This is a genomic window from Brenneria uluponensis (assembly GCF_032395385.1).
Classification (GTDB): Bacteria; Pseudomonadota; Gammaproteobacteria; order Enterobacterales; family Enterobacteriaceae; genus Prodigiosinella; species Prodigiosinella aquatilis.
Genome location: NZ_CP135917.1, coordinates 1,505,573 through 1,524,112, shown reverse-complemented (window position 1 = coordinate 1,524,112; position 18,540 = coordinate 1,505,573). Strand labels below are relative to the sequence as shown.

Here is an 18,540-nt window from a genome sequence, read left to right as displayed (position 1 = left end):
ACACACCTGCAACTTGAAGTATGACGGGTATATCCTGTTTGCTGTGAAACTGGCGTTAAGTAAGCAGTAAACTATCTCAGATAAAAATGAGTATTATTTTCATTCAGGAGAGAAATCCAGTGGCGTTAACGTTGAAGCAAACCGCGTCTTAACAATAATTTTTGTTCTATAGACTTGCATTTAATCTTATTGATTACTGAGTTAGTGATGAAATTTTTACCTTTTTGCGTCAGGTTAAGCAATTATTGATGTCAGAACTTATTGAATGGAGATGGTGATGTTTTCTGATGCTGTTATTGCCGATATGAATCAACTGGCACGTTTTCTCGCTTATGATCAGACGACCGGACACGGGCCGGTTGGCAAGCCTTCGCTATTGATCCTGCTGGGCAACGCGATTTTACCTACTGCCGAGGCGGCATTTCAGGCACTGATTCAGGGTTCTGTTTCAAGATTGCTGATTGCCGGAGGCATCGGTCATTCCACAACGTTGCTATACCAAGCGGTGCAGCAACATCCGCGTTATCAGCACATTGCCACGGATGGGCGCAGCGAAGCGGAAGTGTTATATGACATCGGCGTGCAGTGCTTTGCGCTGTCGCCAGAGCAGTTGCTATTAGAAACTGCGTCGACCAACTGCGGCGATAATGCATTACAGGCACGCCGTGTGCTGGAAGCCGCCGGTGATACGCATACGCAAATCACCCTGACCCAGGATCCGCTGATGCAATTACGTACCGACGCCAGTTTCCGCCACGTCTGGCGTGATCGTCCTGAAATCAGTTTCCTTAACTGGCCGACATTTGTGCCACAGCTTGAGCGCGATGGCGAAAGCCTGCGTTTTGCCGGAAGGGATAACCAGAGTCTGTGGTCACTACCCCGTTTTGCTTCGTTGCTGCTGGGGGAGATCCCCCGTCTGCGCAATGCACCAGGAGGATACGGCCCGCGAGGTGCCGACTTTATCGCTGAGGTGGATATACCGTCGGAGATTGAAACAATCTACGCACGGCTACGCCCGGTACTGGAAGTGAATTATGGCGACAGATCCTTCTGACAAATCGCCATCACCTCACGAGGTTGCGCATTTCCGCGCAATGCCAGCAACACCACCAGCGCGGAAAACAGCGTGATCGCCATCAGGCATAACAACAAAGGATGCAAAGACGCAGCGTACAGTTGCTGAAGTTGCGCCGTACTGGCCTGCGGAATCAGCTGTTTCGCCAGCGAAAGATTGCCCGTTGCCAGTCTTTGCGCTGCCTGGCTGATATCGCCGGAGGCGAAATGCGAAGCCAACGCATCATGAAGCTGTGCAGCGAGAATGGCGCCAACTATTGCCAACGAAACACCTTCACCGGCAACACGTGTAGTGCTGAAAATACCGGTCGCCATCCCTGCACGTTCTTTGGGAACCACGCTAACCGATAACCCGTCCATCAACCCCCACGGTAGACCGGTGCCAACACCGATCACTAACATCGGCGCAATCATCCCTGTAATATTCTGTGCCAGAACGGCCTGGCTCAGCCAGCCGAGACCGCCTGCGGCAATTACCAGACCGGAGGTACATAGCACACCCGCTGAAATCCAGCGCGTCAGCCAGGCGGCCAGCAGCGGTACAATTAACATCGGTACTGATAGCGCCATCATAATCAGACCAGCGCACTCCTCACTCAGCCCGGCGACGGCGATGAACAGCATCGGCAGTATTACCAGCAAGACAACAAAACAAAAACCCGTCGCCAACGGCAGCGCCTGTACGCCAATAAAACGGACATAGCGGAACAGCGACAAATCCAGCATCGGATGTTTCACACGCAGCTCAATCACCACAAACACCGCCAGCAACAGTGCGGCACCAACCAGCAGTATCAGTACCATCGGGCTTTGCAGACCGAACTGTGGAATGGTCATTAACGCCCAGGTTAGCAACGCCAGCATGGCGGTAAACAACACGGTGCCCGGCCAGTCGATGCCTGACGCTTGAGGATTACGCGTTTCGCGCATTTTCGATGCGCCGATGATCAGTGAGAGACCCGCAATTACCGTGGCGGAAAAAAATACCGAGCGCCAGCCAAAATGCGCAATAAGCACACCGGCCAGAAACGGCCCAAACGCCAGCCCGACGCCGAAACTGCTGCCCATCAGGCTGAAAGCCCGGGTGCGAGCGGCACCGTCGAACTCCTGCGCCAGTGCCGCGGCGCTACCGGCCAGGGCCCCTGCTGCGGCGATCCCCTGTGCAGCGCGCAGCAAATCAATCCACAACAAACTGTTACTGAATGCCTGTAACAATGACAGCAGGGCAAATAGTGAGACGCCGCTGATAAACACTTTCTTGCGACCAATTTCATCGGCCAGTGCGCCAGCTGCCATCAGGAAGCAACCGAAGCTGAGCATGAAAGCATTAGTTATCCAGCTTAGCGCCTGTGCACTGCCGCCGAGTTCATGGGAGATAGCCGGTGTCGCCACCGCGCCACTGACAAAATTGAGCGGCAGGATCACCGCCGCCAGACACACCGTGACCAGAACCCGAAGGCTACCTGCCGGATGGGTGGATGATGAATTCATGAGTATCCCCAACAGAAAGAAAACATGCTAATAATGATAAAATGTCGGCAATCTTATCGAAACAGGCTTTATTTCCGATTATTACGGACTAAAACGCTCTAATGAGTGAGAGGATGAAATGGATAATCTCAACGGATTACTGGCCTTTGTTCGCGCAGCGCAAAGCCAGAGTTTTGCCGCGGCGGCAGAGCGAATGAACATCTCCGCTTCTGCGGTCGGAAAAAGTGTGGTGCGGCTGGAAGAGAAACTCAACGTGCGCCTGTTTAACCGCAGTACACGTCGCATCAGCCTGACTGATGAAGGTCAGATGTTCTTTGAACGCTGCCAAAATATCGTGGCGCAACTGGAAGAAGCCGAGCAGGAACTGGTGCGGATTTCCGCCGTACCACGCGGGAAACTACGCATTACCGCCCCAGCCATCGGCTACCGCATGCTGTTACCGCATTTGTCTGAGTTTCGTCAGCGTTATCCCGAGGTAGAACTGGATTTCGATTTCAGCGATCGGATAGTGGCAGTGATTGATGAAGGGTTTGATATTGCGATCCGCAGTGGCGAACTGAGTAGCTCACAAATGATGTCGCGCCGCCTGGGGCCATTTCGTTTTTCGATTGTCGGGAGCCCGGAATACTTCAAACAACATCCGGCGCCGCAGACGCCAGAAGACCTACAGCATCACGCTTGTCTACGCTACCGTTTCCCGGGGAACGGCCTGTGGGAGACGTGGGGAATTAATACCCCGACACCACTGGAATTGCCGCTAGCGCTGAGCAGCAACAACCTGGAGTCTATATTGCAGGCGACATTGCAAGGGCTAGGCGTTGCCTATTTGCCGGAGTTTATCGTGCGTGGTTATCTGGCTTCGAGACAGTTGGAGTCAGTATTATCGTCTTATCTAAAAGAAGGTGGAAAGTTCTCGGTGGTGTGGCCAAGCAGCCGCCATATGCTGCCAAAGGTGCGGGTGTTTATTGATTTTCTGACCGAAAAACAAGTGCTAGGGTAATCATCGTTATCAACCCGGCGGGTTTCCAGTGGCAAAAGCGTAAGCGCCCTTAAATCGGCATCTTTTTTTCAGTGATTAACTGCGCCACACTGCCGCTGTCTACCATAAATGCAGGGCGCAATCATGACATCTCAACAGCGGGCCGAGCATTGGCGCGAACAGATCACCACCTGGCAAGCATCCGGTCTTTCTGACCAGGTTTTCTGCCAGCAACAGCAGCTGACATACCACCAGTTTGTTTACTGGCGGCAAAAATATTGTACCGATAACCCGACTCAAGCGCGGGCCCCAGGGTTTGCCAAAGTCACCGCCGACATCACCCACGTCGACACCCCAACCGAGCTGACACTCTCATTGCCCAATGGCCTGGTGATCACCGGTCTTAATGACCGCAATGTTTCCCTGCTGGGCGCTATTCTCAGGCAACTCTGATGCGTAACCGTGACTTACGCCCGGCGCTGGCGATGCCACAGATTTTTCTTTATCGCGCACCCATCGATTTCCGCAAGCAGGTCAACGGGCTGGCGGCGCTGATAGAACAGGAATTGGGACACGATCCTTTTACCGGGGCGCTGTATGCTTTTACTAACCGCCAGCGCAATAAAATCAAATGTCTGATGTGGGAAGACAATGGTTTTGTCCTTTATTACAAGGCGCTGGCAGAGGAGAAGTTCAAATGGCCCAGTCTGGCCGATGACCTGTTACCCCTGACCGGGGAGCAGATTAACTGGCTGCTTGATGGTTACGATATCAGTCTACTCAATGGGCATAAAAAACTGCATTATGATGGCGTTAATTAGTCGAAACAGGAAGCATCAGGTGGCTGTTTTTGTTATAATTTAACCATGAAAACGCCCACTTTCCCGCCAGCCGAAAACCCAGACAACCGCAGTTTATCTGCGGTTGAATTGCTGGCGCAGGTCGAGGAACTTCAGCAACAGCTTCAACATCGCGAATGTTATATCGCCCTACTCGAAGAACTGCTCCGCCTCAAAAAAGCCCAACAGTTTGCCGCCAGCAGTGAGCGGCATACTGACCAGATTGCCTTGTTCGATGAAGCCGAACTGGACGTGGCAATGGAGTCCTTGTTGGCTCAACTGCCGGATGACGTATCGCCGCCCCCACCGCCGTCTGGCACCCAAAAACGCCAACGCGGTTTCTCCGCCAACCTGCTGCGTGAACGTGTGGAGTTGTGCCTGTCCGACGAAGAAAAAGCCGGCGCCCGCGCCACCTTCTTCAGCAAGGTTAAAGAAGAGCTGGCGTTTATTCCCGCCCAATTAAAAGTCATCGAATACTGGCAGGAAAAAGCGGTGTTTGACCGCGATGGCGAGGAGTTTATTGTGGCTGCCCGCCGCCCGGTCCATCCGCTGGGCAAATGTTTTGCCACCACCGCCTTGCTGGCGTATATCATCGTCGCCAAATATGCCGATGGGCTGCCGCTGTACCGCCTGGAAAACATGCTTGCCCGCAGTGGCCACCCGGTAGGCCGCACCAATATGGCCCACTGGATCATCCGGTTAGCCAAGGTATTTGCCCCGCTGCTGGCCAGGTTGCGTGACGTGCAAAACAGTGGCCGTTACCTGCAAATGGATGAGTCCCGCATCCAGGTGCTGAAAGAAGAAGGCAAAACCGCCCAATCGGACAAATGGATGTGGGTGATACGCGGTGGCCCCCCCGATAAACCCTCAGTGCTGTTCGAGTATGACCCGAGCCGCGCGGGTAGTGTTCCCGTGCGCCTGTTGGCGGGATTCACCGGTATTTTGCAAACCGATGGTTATGCCGGTTATGACGCGGTGTGCCGTGAAAACAATCTCGTGCGTATCGGCTGCTGGGATCATGCCCGGCGCAAATATATTGAAGCGGGCAAAGCGGTCCCCAAGGGCGCAAAATCTGCCAAAGGCAAACCCACTAAAGCGGATGTGGCGCTGGGCTACATCGGTAAACTGTATGGCATTGAACGGAGCCTGCAGGGGCGCAGTGAAGCGGACAAATACCTGGCCCGTCAGCAATATAGCCTGCCGTTGCTCAAGGCATTCAAACTATGGCTGGAGCAGAATGTCGGCAAGATAATGAAGGGATCGCTGACCCGTCAGGCCATGGACTACACGCTCAACCACTGGGCAGAATTGATAGGCTATTGCGATCATGGGCAGGTGAACATCAGCAATGCGTTGGCGGAAAATGCCATCCGCCCGTTTGCGGTCGGTCGCAAGGCATGGCTATTTGCCGACAGTTCGCAGGGCGCCAGCGCCAGTGCCGGGTGTTATTCCTTGATCGAAACGGCGAAGGCCAATCAGTTAGAGCCGACGGCGTATATCCAGTATGTGCTGGATCACATCGGCGAGGCGGATACGCAAGAAAAACTCGACGCGTTATTGCCCTGGAATGTGGACCTGGTCCCCTTTTTAAAAAATGTGTCGCAGTATGGATAGGGGGAGTACGTCGATTTAACGGCGCTTACGCAAAAGCTCCGCTATATTCGAGTTTGCTGTTGCTACTCAGGTTATTGACGCTCTGTGTTTTGGCCGCAAAATGAAAAGCCGTATGACTATCCGTCACCATATTGCCGCTGACCACATTCAAACCGAAACAGGTGGCATCAATATCAACGCCCCTAACAGCGGCGAAGCTCAGTATGTTTTCCGCAATTTTGGTATTGCCGGAACTGAACAGTACAATGCCTGAGCCGCCACAATTATCGACCCTGTTAAGTGAAATAATGCAGCCCAGGGAAAACATGGCATAGAGTCCATTTACCCGCGTATTTTTAACGATATTCGACGCGATGACCACATCTTCGCAGGGCGTTTTGCTTTTCTGCGAGGAGACATAAATACCATGCTCACACGTATCCAGCGTATTATTGCTTATCAAGATATTTGACGCAGTGACAATACGAACACCGGTTTTTTGGATATTACGCAACATATTACCGCTAATGCTGATCCCGCCGATAACCGAGCCATCATGATTCGAGTCATTCACATTAATACCATGATAATGGCAGTCTTCAATGATATTACCCACCACCGTCACACGTTTGGAGTTAGATATTCCAATTCCGGCTGGCGCCAATAATTCACTGGTGGTTTGTTGGTTGCAATTTCGTATATTGTTTGCAGTCACCGATATCCCCTCTGCGCCTTGCAGATAAATCCCGGCACCAAAGCTATTATCCCCTTTGGCCGGATTCTTTCTCGACCCGGTGATACCATCAATAATATTGGTGCTGACTACACTACCTACTACCTGGGAACGTTGCTTGCCGCGGTACATCAGTATCCCGTAACAGCTGTGTTTGCCAATCATATTTTCGCTGATAAGCGTGTTATCAATACGATCAAAATCCGCCGGAGAATCATTCAACGTCTGTACCACTATGCCATAGCCACCCTGCCCCAAACACCGATTACCACGAATATGATGACCATCACCGCTAAAATAGACGGCGATATCAATAGAGAATGCATCCTCCTGCCCGGCATCCCCGGCCGCACCAATTTGGTTACTGTTAATTACCGCATAATGGGAATTAACCAACTGCACTGCACCACCAATATGCCCGGATAAAGTACAGCCGTTCACCGTCGGGTAATTGCATTGCACCAATTTAATACAGCAGGTGTGATAAATAGATCCGATACCACCGCCGGCAATAACGGTAACGCCATCAAAGGTGATATTATTTATGCCTTCCGCTATGAAGACATTTTCAACCTCTCCTTTTGACATCACGATAGAGCCTGATCCAAATACTTTTTGCCCCGAATGTCTGATTAGCAGTGTTTTGGACACGCTATATTCCCCGTCAGGGATATAAACGTGTTTGCCCGAATCCAGAGCTGCCTGAATAGCGGCATAATTATCGGCAGCCGACGTTTCAGCATTGAAATCCAGAATACTGATGGTATCGGTATACCGAGGTGCCGTTGAAGAGGAACTTTCCGGCGGGATGGGTAACGTTGCCGGTGATTTCATTGACGACCAGGCTTTACCTGTGGTCAGAAATGACAACGGCAGCAAACACCATAATGCTTTAATGCCTAATATCCTTCTGGAACGGTTAATCGACTTCAATAAAGGTCTGTTTCTTGCTGCCATAACAAACTCCCACTATATAACCCAACATCAGAGATAATACAGAACACGTACTACAGAACATCGCGTGTGATAATGGCAACCTATACGCTAAATAATTCGAGTTGCAGGAAGGTGGCAAGCGAGAGAATCCCGATGAGCTTACTTAGGTAAGTGACTCGGGTGACAAATCTGTCGGGAGCAGATTAGAACACTGCTTGCAGCGGTTCTAAAGGGGCAAAGCCCAAGGGTAAGTCGAGTAATGGAGTACAGCCAACACGCATGCAACTTGGAGTATGACGAGTATAAAATGTTAATAAGACTTATCACTGATGAAACCTTTATAGAACGTTATGAAAAATATCTTTATATCCAACCAAAGACTCCAGTTACGGATATATTCAAGATCATACTCCACCCTGGCAGACATCTTATCCAAAGTATCGGTTTCCCCTCGCCAGCCATTAATCTGCGCCAGCCCGGTAATTCCCGGTTTCACTTTGTGACGCAACATATACCCACGAATAAGAATGCGATACTGTTCATTGTGGGCAGTTGCATGTGGACGTGGTCCAACGATAGACATATCGCCTTTAAGTACATTGATGAACTGCGGCAACTCATCCAGTGAAGTGCGTCTCAGGAAATGCCCCACCGGGGTAACACGTTTATCGCCTTTGACTGCCTGAATAATGTTGCCCCCATTTTCCGTGACACGCATCGAGCGAAATTTCCACACCTCAATCGGCTTACCATCCATACCATAACGAGTCTGACGGAAAATTACCGGACCAGGCGAGGTTAATTTAATTACCGCGGCAATCAACAGCATCAGCGGAAAAATAATCAAAAGAATGCTTGAGGACAGAATAATATCTTCCAACCTTTTGAGTAACTGGTTAATACCGTTCATTGGCGTGTCGACAAGCGACACAATTGATACGCCGTTCACCTCTTCGCTACCGATTTGCAGAATGCTCAGTGAAGCGATGTCGGGAATAAGCATGACCGAGCAAGTGGTATTGAGTAACTCCCAAACCAGACTTTTTATCTTCCTCTCTTCAGACATCGGCATGGCAATATAAACTCTGTCGATATTACCGTTTCTGGCTTCCTGGACCAGCGTCTGAAAGTCACCGGCATAAGGAAAATCCATCTGTTGCTTCTGGGCACTATCGTCATAAATACCTACGACGTTAAATCCCATCCACCGGGCATCATTAAAGCTCCTGGCCAGATTGATCCCCACGGGTAGCGCGCCTGCAATTGCGACATTGCGAGAAAATTTTCTCATTTGCAGGATTAATCGAGTCATCACCCTGATACTCAAACGACTGAGGAATAAACCCACAGAAACCCAGAAATACCACTGCAAAAATAAACTAATACGAATAAAATCGGAATCAATACCGAATAGCATAGTGATAAAATAGGTAACGATAATGCTTAGTGACCAGCTCTGTAGCAAAATGATTATTTCCGTCGTAAACTTCACTCCTCGCCAGGAGTGATATACGTTCTCTATTTCGCCAATCATCATAAAAACGGTCAGAGAGATAAGAACCAATACCATCTTTTCGTAAAAAAAAATATCATTCTTCACTAAATAAAAAAAATAGACTGAAAGAAGAATAATTGTCACATCAGCAAAACGCTGCACCATTAGAATAACTGATGTGCTTGCTCTGATTTGAGCACTTTTAAAATTTGTCATAATACACCCATCATGTAGCAAAATATCTCACTGTGATACTGAGCTTTTTACTAAATGGAAATATCGAAATAACAGAACCGATTTTTACAATCGCAACAGAGATAATATATCTTGTGTTTTTTGCTTCATCAGATCGGGATTATTTCTCGATTCAACATTTAGTCTGACAACCGGCTCGGTATTTGAACTGCGTAAGTTAAATCGCCAATCGATAAACTCCAGAGTCATACCGTCGGTTTTATCTACCGATAATGCTTGAGATGAGAAGTGATCATAGACTCTGGCGATAGCCGTATCCGGCGACGACAGTACACTGTTAATCTCACCAGATGAGGGGTAGGCACGTATTCTGTCACGGACCAGTTCACTCAACGTAGTCTGTTTGGTACACATCAGTTCTGCAACCAGCAACCAGGGGATCATTCCGCTGTCGCAATAGGCGAAATCACGGAAATAGTGATGTGCACTCATTTCACCGCCATAGACGGCATCTTCTTTACGCATCCTTTCTTTAATAAAAGCATGGCCAGTCTTCGACATCACCGGTTTCCCTCCCGCTTTTTTTACGACGTCAATGGTATTCCAGCTCAGTCGGGGATCGTGAATAATTACACTGCCCGGCTGCTTATCTAAAAAAGCCGCAGCTAACAACCCGACAATATAATAACCTTCGATGAATTCCCCCTGATTATCGAAAAAGAAACAGCGATCAAAATCGCCATCGAAAGCGATGCCACAATCTGCCTTATGCTGTAATACCGCCTGTGCAGTCTCTGCCCGACACTCTGGTAATAAAGGATTTGGGATGCCATTGGGAAAATGGCCATCGGGCGTGTTATGCACTTTGACAAATGTCAGAGGAATAGCCTGTTGCTGAAAACGTTTTTCCACAGCATCAATGACGTGTCCAGCGGCACCGTTTCCAATATTGAATATCAATTTCATCGGAGTAAAATTTTCAGGGTTGATATAACCCATCAGATGATCGACATATTCGCTAAGCAACGAAAGTGCCTGATAACTACCCCGTTGCTGTTCAATGACCGGGGAAAATTGATTAATCTCCGCCAGACGCTGTATATCCCGCAAACCGGTATCGCCGCTCACTGGTCTGGCTCCGGTGCGCACCAGTTTCATACCATTATAATCGATTGGGTTATGGCTGGCAGTTACTTCAATACCACCATCAATCCCTAAATAGAAAGTGGCAAAATAGATCTCTTCTGTCCCACTCAACCCTATATCGATAACATCAGTTCCCGCATCCCTTAACCCCTCCGTTAGCGCTCTTTTCAAGGCCTCACTGGTTAATCTGACATCTCCGCCAACCACCACATTTTTAGGTTTGAAAAACTCACCATAAGCGCGGCCAATACGATAGGCAATATCTTCATTTAATTCGCTGCCTAAGCGCCCACGAATATCGTAGGCTTTAAAACATGTTAGAGGCAAAGTCATGCCATAGTCCTTAGATATATTAAAGTAAGCTCATCTATTCGGTTATAGAAAACGAAACTGTCTTTATTATTTAGATACGACCATAGCGATCTTTTAATCGGACAATATCATCTTCAGAAATATAAGAACCGGTACGCACCTCAATTAATTCCAGGGGGATCATGCCAGGATTCTCTAGGCAATGTTGTTCGCCCAGAGGAATATAAATAGACTCATTTTCACTGATTAATTGCGTAGTCGTACCTTTGGTGACTTTTGCCGTTCCTCCAACAACAATCCAGTGTTCTGCCCGGTGATAATGCATGTGCAAAGACAATCCTTCTCCGGGTTTTACTGTAATGCGTTTAACCTGATAGCGTTCCCCAGTATCAATGGAGTCATACCTCCCCCAGGGACGATAAACCTCCCGATGGATATAATGTTCAGAGCGCCCTTGTAACTTAAGTAACTCGACTATTTTCTTAACGTCCTGCACTCGTTCACGGCTGGCCACCAACAACGCGTCCTTGGTCTGAACAATAATCAGGTTTTCTACCCCTACAGTAGTCACCAACCCAGACTCAGCATGGACATAGTTATCGACGGAGTGGTAGTTCAGCACATCGCCATGATGAACATTGCCGTGACCATCCTTATCACTTATTTCCCACAATGATGACCAAGAACCTACGTCACTCCATCCCGCACTTATCGGCACAACGACTGCCTCATCGGTTTGCTCCATGACGGCGTAATCGATAGATTCGTCCGGGCAGTCCATGAAAGCCGCTCTATCCACTCGCAAAAAATCCAGATCAGGGATGGCCAGACCCACGGCGGCCTGACATGCGGCCAGAATATCGGGACGGCAGCGCTCAATCTCCTCCAGATAGCGGCTGGCGCGAAACATGAACATCCCGCTATTCCAGTAATACTCTCCACTTTCGAGATACTGCCGGGCGGTGTCAGCATCGGGTTTTTCGACAAATTGAGCGACATGGTAAGCAATGTCCGTTGCAGTCTGTGGAGAGTATGGGTTACCGCGCTTAATGTAACCATAACCGATTTCGGGCGCATCAGGCACAATACCAAAAGTCACCAGATTACCGGCTGCAGCCAGGGGAATAGCACTAAGTACCGTTTGCCGGAATATTTCCTCGTCACGAATAACATGATCGGCAGAGAGGATTAATAGCAACGGGTCATCATCCCCGCCGCCACTGTCAACAACGCTATTTAACGATGATAATCTTTTAGTCACAAATAATGACGCCAGCGCAATGGCTGGTGCCGTATTTCGTCCTTCGGGTTCGAGAATGATATTTTTGGTCAGCTTACCCATCTGCTCCAATTGTTCCGCAACAACAAAGCGGTGTGCTTCATTGCAGATAACAATCGGGTCTTCACAAGCAATACCATTAAGGCGCTTAATAGTGGTTTGCAACATGGAGCTCAGACCGTCGAGGCACAAAAATTGTTTGGGATACAAAGTGCGGGAAAGAGGCCACAGTCGACTACCATTACCGCCGGCCATAATAACGGGATACAACGGAGAACTTTTCATTATCAACCCCTGATGTCGGCAATGAACTGGCTCAAAATGTTTTCTTTATCAAGTGACCGCCGAGCATATTCCTGAGCAATCGCATTGTATTTAGGCAGGGTTAAAGCGTAAGTGATCCCGGAAAGCAAACATTCAAAAGATTCCGGTTCCACGCAGGTCGCTATACCCTTATGCATGAGACATAAACGCCCTAATTCGGTATCTTTCTCCGCGGTTATCACGGCATTTCCTCCGACAGCAAGAATATTGGTCAGTTTGGACGGTAAAACGGCATCTGCCGCGCCTTTACGTTGAATAACCAGATGACAATCGGCCATTTTTAGTAATGCGGGCAGTTGCTCATAAGGCTGTAATGGTTTAAACACAACGCGTGTTAGCTGCTTTTCAGTCACGCTTTTTTCAAGTCTGGCTTTACCTGCACCTTCCCCGATGATGAGAAAAATAATGTCTTGATCCTGCAACTGCTCTGCAACGGAAATAACCGTTTCTAGTCCCTGTTTTTCGCCAATATTTCCGGAATAAAGCACAATCTTTTTATCGGTGGCTAACCCCAACTGGTGGCGTAAGATATCGACACTCATCTCATCGACGTTGAGGAAACGTTCTATTTCCGTCCAGTTAGGGAAAAACAGTGTGTTAGCGGCACACACGCCTTTTTTAATGGCCTGACTGACCATTGAATGTGAAATAAGAGAAACGTAATCAACTGAGCACAAACATTTTTTTTCAAACGCTCTGGCCAACCGGGCAAAACGGCCCTCACTGGCCATGCCCAGACCCAACATGGCATCCACTTCAAAATCCTGAATATGCAACACGGTTTTCGCCCGCGTTAATCGGGATAACATCAACATACCTGGTACGGCAATCAGAGTAGGCGCAATAGCAATGATCCTGTCTGGCTTCCACTTTCCTTGCGCCAGTAAGGGAAACAGTGAACTCAACGCAAAACTACTCAAATGAATCAGACGATTCAGCGTACTGGGCTTGGTGGGGATATAAATAGGGGTACGGTACACAGTGAGGTTACCGTTTACCTCCTTTCGATAACGCCACGCACTGTAACCTCGGTGAACCTGCCATTCAGGGTAATAAGGCGGCGTGGTGATAACGTGAACGTCATGACCTTGTGCTGCCATCCACTCCGCCATTTCACTCGTGTATCGCCCTATTCCGGTTAATTCAGGCTTGTAATTAATTCCGTAAATCACTATTTTCATCGGCCAAGCTTCCCCCCACGGAATAACATCACCGTCTATTGCGTAATTGACAAAACAATCAGAAAGCAACACATCACGCCATGATGTGATGTGATGTGATGTGAATTCAGACAGGAATAAAACGCTGGGAAGAGCTGCTCATGTTCGAAAAGCCGATTGATTATTAAGGAACCATTGATAAGTCTGTTTTAACCCGTCCTCCAGTGAAATCGTAGCGTGCCAACCAAGGTTTTTAAGCCGCGTGACATCCAACAGTTTACGCGGTGTGCCATCCGGTTTCGTCGCATCAAACAGGATATTGCCACTATATCCCACCACACGGGCTATGGTTTCCGCCAATTCTCTGATGGTGCAATCAACCCCGGTTCCCACATTAATATGAGACAGCATCGGCTGGGTGTTAGCCTGATAGATCGCAACATCCAGCTCCATAACATACACGCTGGCGGCGGTCATATCGTCTACATGCAAAAATTCACGCATTGGATTACCACTGCCCCATACCCAGATTTCGGGCGTATTGTTCAGTGTTGCGTCGTGGAAACGGCGTATCAGCGCGGGAATAACATGGGATTGAGTTGGATGAAAGTTATCACCTGGCCCATAAAGGTTGGTGGGCATAACCGAACGATAATCTCGGTGATACTGGCGATTATAAGATTCGCACAACTTGATCCCAGCAATTTTCGCCGTTGCATAAGGTGCATTGGTTTCTTCCAGAGCACCGGTCAGCAGCTGGCTTTCCTGTATTGGCTGCACCGCCATTTTAGGGTATATGCAGGATGATCCCAGGAACAGCAGTCGGTTGACATCATGGCAATGTGCGGCATGAATGATATTGCTTTCAATCATCATATTTTGATAAATAAAATCAGCTGGATAGGTGTTATTCGCGACAATACCACCGACTTTAGCTGCCGCCAGATAAACCTGATCAATCTTCTCCTGGGAAAAAAAACGATCCACTGCTTTGGCGTCAATCAGATCTAACTCGGCTCTGTCGCGCAATACCAGTTCAATATCATCTCTTTTTGCCAACAGGCGTACAATAGCGGAACCTACCATACCCTTATGACCTGCCACATAGACGCGTTGTTTGTTCATCAGCGACTCACTCCATGGAAATTGATATGCCATAACCGTGTGATTTAAGTAGTCTGAATTTTTTCGCTGATTCGAGATCACTCTGCACCATTTCAGCTACCAATTCCTGTAGGGTTGTTTCGGGTACCCAGCCCAGTTTTTCTTTTGCCAAAGTAGGATCCCCGAGTAGCGTTTCCACCTCAGCCGGTCGAAAATAGCGGGGATCGACCGCAACAATCACATCACCCACCTGCACATTAACGTTGTCATCGCCGCTTACTGCCGCGACAATGCCTTTTTCATCAACGCCCTGCCCTTCAAAACGCAACGTAATTCCCAGTTCTCTGGCGGCCAGTTCAACAAATTGCCGCACTGAATACTGACTCCCGGTGGCAATAACAAAGTCCTGTGGTTTGTCTTGCTGAAGCATCAACCACTGCATTTTGACGTAATCTTTTGCATGACCCCAGTCACGCAATGAATCCATGTTGCCAAGATATAGACACGTTTCCAGGCCTTGCGAAATGTTGGACAATGCCCGAGTGATTTTCCGGGTAACAAAGGTCTCTCCACGGCGCGGAGACTCATGGTTAAACAAAATGCCGTTACAGGCATACATGCCATAAGCTTCGCGGTAGTTGACGGTTATCCAGTAAGCGTAAAGTTTTGCCACTGCATAGGGCGAACGTGGATAAAAAGGCGTAGTCTCTTTTTGCGGGATCTCCTGAACCAGACCATACAATTCTGAGGTTGAAGCCTGGTAGAAGCGTGTTTTCTTTTCCATGCCTAAAAAACGGATGGCATCAAGCAAACGCAAGGTACCAATACCATCGACATCCGCAGTGTACTCGGGTGACTCGAAGGACACCGCCACATGGCTCATTGCGCCCAGGTTATAAACTTCATCAGGGCGGATTTCAGCCAGAAGCCGGGTTAGATTCGAGGTATCAGAGAGATCCCCATAGTGAAGAGAGAATTTCGGGTTAGTTTCGTGAGGATCCTGGTAGATATGATCAACACGTTCTGTATTGAATAATGAAGCACGTCGTTTAATACCATGAACCTCATAGCCTTTCTCAAGCAGAAGTTCTGCCAGATAAGACCCATCCTGCCCAGTAATACCTGTAATTAATGCAACTTTGGTCATATTAACCCCATTAATAAAAAATAAGTAATGTCAGACTTTATCCCGAATTTTTACTGCTGGAGTCCCCCGATAAATAGCGTTATTTTGCAAATTATTAAATACTGAACTGCGTGCCCCAACTACACATTCATTCTCGATACTCACACCAGGTGAAACAAAGACATCAGTGGCTAACCAGCAAGAATCTCCAATATAAATAGGTTTCTCTATAATATCGAAACTGGATGAGAGGTAATCATGACTGCCCGTACATAAATAACAACGTTGAGATATTATGGAATGATGGCCGATACGAATTTTGCCCAAGGTATATAACACCACATCATCACCAATCCATGAATAATCTCCGATGGTAAGTTTCCAAGGATAAGTTATTTTTGCCGACTGCCTTATCAGAACATTTTTACCAATTTTGGCACCAAATACTCTGAGCAGAAAAACTCTCCAGCGATAACAAAATTGCGGTGACCAAGAAAAAAGTGTTGCCTGAACCGCCCACCAGATAATGACAATTAATGATGAACGTCCTCTAAAGCCTGGAGGAAGGCTAAATTTATCAAGTTCATACATCGGTAAAATCCTTCATGAGTTGCTGTAATTTCAACCGATTCTTTGCCACCAGAATTTGAAACTGATTCTTACGATGATTTTTCGCGCGTTGTACGTCGCTCATTGGCGTCGCTGTGATATATGACACCACTGCATCAATGAATAAGTCAGGACATTCTCTCTCTAGCGGCAGTCCTACGCTGATTCCATCCAGAGAAGAAATCATCTCTTTCATACAGCCAGTTTCGCTGCCAATCAGCAATGCGCCTTGCTGCGCAGCTTCATATAACACCAATGGTTCTGCTTCATTTTTATAAACGGAAGGAAATAAAAAGATATCAATATTACTAAAAAACGCTTTCTTGAGTTCGCCATACACAGGACCAATATATTTTACATTATGATTATTTTCACACAACTCAGTAACAATTCTTTTGGATACTTCATCTGCGAACGGCCCAGCCAGAATAAACGTAAAAGGAATGGTGGTTTTATTTAATGATTTAATCGTCTTGGATATAATTCCAATCCCTTTATCAAGGCACAGATTCGATAAATGCCCCAGAGTAAGCGTTGAGTCATGTCGCCGCTGTTGTGTACAGCATTCCGCATCATTAAAAAAAGAGGCATTGGAAATCGTGATAAAATTTTTCATAGGTATACCATAAAGTCTTGAAAGCGACGCCCCCATATTATCGCTAAGAACAATATGTCGGACATTTCCTTGTAGCACTTTCACCAATTTCTTGAACAGTTTTTTTTGCGTATGAATATAGTTAAAAGAGTGATGATGAATAATAATAGAACATTTGAACCAACTCAATAATCCAAGATACAGATAATCGAAAACCTGCCCACGATCTCCGTTAATCGGCCGATAGACTTTCTTGTCTGTACTGAACACACAATACTTTAAGATTCTTATCATTACCCATAATGCATGGAATATTTTAACCAGTTTCCAGCGCCGGGTATGCGTCTTCAGATTGCACCAGTGTGGCGTAGTATCAATAACAACAACAGCAATATTTTCATTTAATACACGGTTGTACATCGCCAAATTAATATTTGACATCCCATGTACCGGCGGTGGCATATCCACTAAAAATAACACGATCTATTCCTTAATAATGTTCAATAACTTGTCAGCCATAGAGGGAGACTGCAATGTGTGGAACGTATCAAGCGCAGCGCCCGCCAGACGGTTTCTCAATTCACGATCACCAGCGAGTTGCAGTAGCTTTTTGCTAAGACTGTTGATATTGCCTTTTTCAAACAGCAAACCATTTTTAGCATCCCTGACATAAGCCGGCTCAGGGCCCATGTGCTGGCGCAAATCATTGTGAACAATGACCGGCAAGCCCAGTGCCATGTAGTGAACGACTGATAGTCCGGCATCGCCGCCATACGCGCCCGCCAGGCAAGATGAGAGAAGGCGTTTAATATGCTCCTCGTCATAAACGGCACCATGAAAATGGGCGAAGCTGTAGCGCCGTGACAGACCGACAATGAAATCGGGATCACCGTTACCAACAATTTCGATGGTTAAGCTGGTGTCCTTCTGCCTGGCCAGTTCCAATGCATCGAGTAATTCCTCCAGGCCACAGCGGGGTCTGATGCGCCCGATGAAAGCAATACTTTTTCCTGCATCGGCATTGATTTTCTCGACAGGGTTGAGATACAGGCAATTATCGATATGGAATACTTTTTTATGCAAAAAATAGGGCAATTTCTTTTTAAGCTCTATTGCACAGAACTCGTTATAACAAATATAACCATCAGTTAATAAAACAGAGAAAAAATAAAACAATTTCGCTATCGTACCATGTGATTTATATCCACCCTGCCCATGTAAATAGACTCTGGTGAATGATATACATTTTAATAAGACACTTTGATAGAGACTAATATATTTAAAATCAGCAAAATGAATAACACAAGATGGTGTTTGACGGATCCTCTTCCAGGGTATGTTACGAAAAAAAAACAGTCGGTTTATTTTTTTTATCGCCAACGACGTCATCTTAAAATGGACTTTACCAGAACTGTGAAAATCCTGTGGAGTTACACTGCAAATAACTTCAAATTCACCATTGGTTTTACAATAAATATCTTCAAAAAATGGTTCACGATAAGTAGTCATGTACGGCTGAAAAAAGAATAATTTCATCAGTTCCTCTGGCG

At 47.4% G+C, this 18,540-nt stretch carries 16 protein-coding genes; 5 read left to right on the top strand and 11 right to left on the bottom strand.

The genetic code is table 11. From position 1 onward, the window contains the following. Positions 1 to 277 precede the first annotated feature (277 nt). A complete protein-coding gene (locus RS889_RS07000) occupies positions 278 to 1,054 on the top strand; it encodes a YdcF family protein (RefSeq protein WP_315709970.1) in 777 nt (258 codons plus the stop codon). Here RS889_RS07000 and RS889_RS06995 read toward each other — a convergent pair. Then, positions 1,033 to 2,565 (bottom strand): MFS transporter, encoded by a 1,533-nt coding sequence (locus RS889_RS06995; protein ID WP_315709969.1) that lies wholly within the window; start codon positions 2,563 to 2,565, stop codon positions 1,033 to 1,035. The two genes, RS889_RS07000 and RS889_RS06995, sit on opposite strands and share 22 nt — an antisense overlap. A 118-nt stretch (positions 2,566 to 2,683) precedes the next feature. On the opposite strand from RS889_RS06995, the gene RS889_RS06990 reads away from it, so the two are divergent. From RS889_RS06990 to tnpC, 4 genes are all read left to right on the top strand, one after another. Next, positions 2,684 to 3,565 carry a LysR substrate-binding domain-containing protein gene (locus tag RS889_RS06990; RefSeq protein WP_315709967.1) on the top strand — a complete coding sequence of 294 codons (882 nt, stop codon included), beginning with the start codon at positions 2,684 to 2,686 and terminating at the stop codon, positions 3,563 to 3,565. Between the two features lie 123 nt (positions 3,566 to 3,688). Then, a complete protein-coding gene (tnpA, locus tag RS889_RS06985) occupies positions 3,689 to 3,997 on the top strand; it encodes an IS66 family insertion sequence element accessory protein TnpA (RefSeq protein WP_315708356.1) in 309 nt (102 codons plus the stop codon). Then, positions 3,997 to 4,365 carry an IS66 family insertion sequence element accessory protein TnpB gene (tnpB, locus tag RS889_RS06980; RefSeq protein WP_290180505.1) on the top strand — a complete coding sequence of 123 codons (369 nt, stop codon included), beginning with the start codon at positions 3,997 to 3,999 and terminating at the stop codon, positions 4,363 to 4,365. Before tnpA ends, tnpB begins: the two co-directional genes overlap by 1 nt. A 45-nt stretch (positions 4,366 to 4,410) precedes the next feature. Further along, a complete protein-coding gene (gene tnpC / locus RS889_RS06975; protein ID WP_315707817.1) occupies positions 4,411 to 5,997 on the top strand; it encodes an IS66 family transposase in 1,587 nt (528 codons plus the stop codon). A 25-nt stretch (positions 5,998 to 6,022) separates the two neighbouring features. Here tnpC and RS889_RS06970 read toward each other — a convergent pair whose 3' ends face one another. The 10 genes from RS889_RS06970 to RS889_RS06925 form a co-directional block, all read right to left on the bottom strand. Beyond that, positions 6,023 to 7,666, bottom strand: coding sequence for a right-handed parallel beta-helix repeat-containing protein (locus tag RS889_RS06970; RefSeq protein ID WP_315709966.1), 1,644 nt, complete (start codon positions 7,664 to 7,666; stop codon positions 6,023 to 6,025). Between the two features lie 289 nt (positions 7,667 to 7,955). Further along, complete coding sequence (locus RS889_RS06965; RefSeq protein WP_315709965.1) at positions 7,956 to 9,356, bottom strand: undecaprenyl-phosphate glucose phosphotransferase; 1,401 nt, start codon at positions 9,354 to 9,356, stop codon at positions 7,956 to 7,958. 84 nt (positions 9,357 to 9,440) lie between these two features. Further along, complete coding sequence (gene cpsG / locus RS889_RS06960; RefSeq protein ID WP_315709963.1) at positions 9,441 to 10,814, bottom strand: phosphomannomutase CpsG; 1,374 nt, start codon at positions 10,812 to 10,814, stop codon at positions 9,441 to 9,443. A 70-nt stretch (positions 10,815 to 10,884) separates the two neighbouring features. Beyond that, positions 10,885 to 12,357, bottom strand: a complete 1,473-nt coding sequence (locus RS889_RS06955) for a mannose-1-phosphate guanylyltransferase/mannose-6-phosphate isomerase (RefSeq protein WP_315709962.1) — start codon at positions 12,355 to 12,357, stop codon at positions 10,885 to 10,887. 2 nt (positions 12,358 to 12,359) lie between these two features. After that, positions 12,360 to 13,577 carry a glycosyltransferase WbuB gene (locus RS889_RS06950; protein ID WP_315709961.1) on the bottom strand — a complete coding sequence of 406 codons (1,218 nt, stop codon included), beginning with the start codon at positions 13,575 to 13,577 and terminating at the stop codon, positions 12,360 to 12,362. 138 nt (positions 13,578 to 13,715) lie between these two features. Then, positions 13,716 to 14,681 (bottom strand): GDP-L-fucose synthase, encoded by a 966-nt coding sequence (gene fcl, locus RS889_RS06945; protein ID WP_315709960.1) that lies wholly within the window; start codon positions 14,679 to 14,681, stop codon positions 13,716 to 13,718. Between the two features lie 7 nt (positions 14,682 to 14,688). Beyond that, the gene (gmd, locus tag RS889_RS06940; protein WP_021016758.1) at positions 14,689 to 15,807 is read right to left on the bottom strand and encodes a GDP-mannose 4,6-dehydratase; all 1,119 of its coding nucleotides are present in this window, start codon (positions 15,805 to 15,807) and stop codon (positions 14,689 to 14,691) included. A 30-nt stretch (positions 15,808 to 15,837) separates the two neighbouring features. Continuing rightward, positions 15,838 to 16,377 carry a putative colanic acid biosynthesis acetyltransferase gene (locus RS889_RS06935; protein WP_315709958.1) on the bottom strand — a complete coding sequence of 180 codons (540 nt, stop codon included), beginning with the start codon at positions 16,375 to 16,377 and terminating at the stop codon, positions 15,838 to 15,840. After that, positions 16,370 to 17,470: a glycosyltransferase family 4 protein gene (locus RS889_RS06930; protein ID WP_315709957.1), complete on the bottom strand. Its 1,101-nt coding sequence runs from the start codon at positions 17,468 to 17,470 to the stop codon at positions 16,370 to 16,372. Before RS889_RS06930 ends, RS889_RS06935 begins: the two co-directional genes overlap by 8 nt. 3 nt (positions 17,471 to 17,473) lie before the next feature. Next, complete coding sequence (locus RS889_RS06925) at positions 17,474 to 18,526, bottom strand: glycosyltransferase (protein ID WP_315709956.1); 1,053 nt, start codon at positions 18,524 to 18,526, stop codon at positions 17,474 to 17,476. Positions 18,527 to 18,540: the final 14 nt, after the last annotated feature.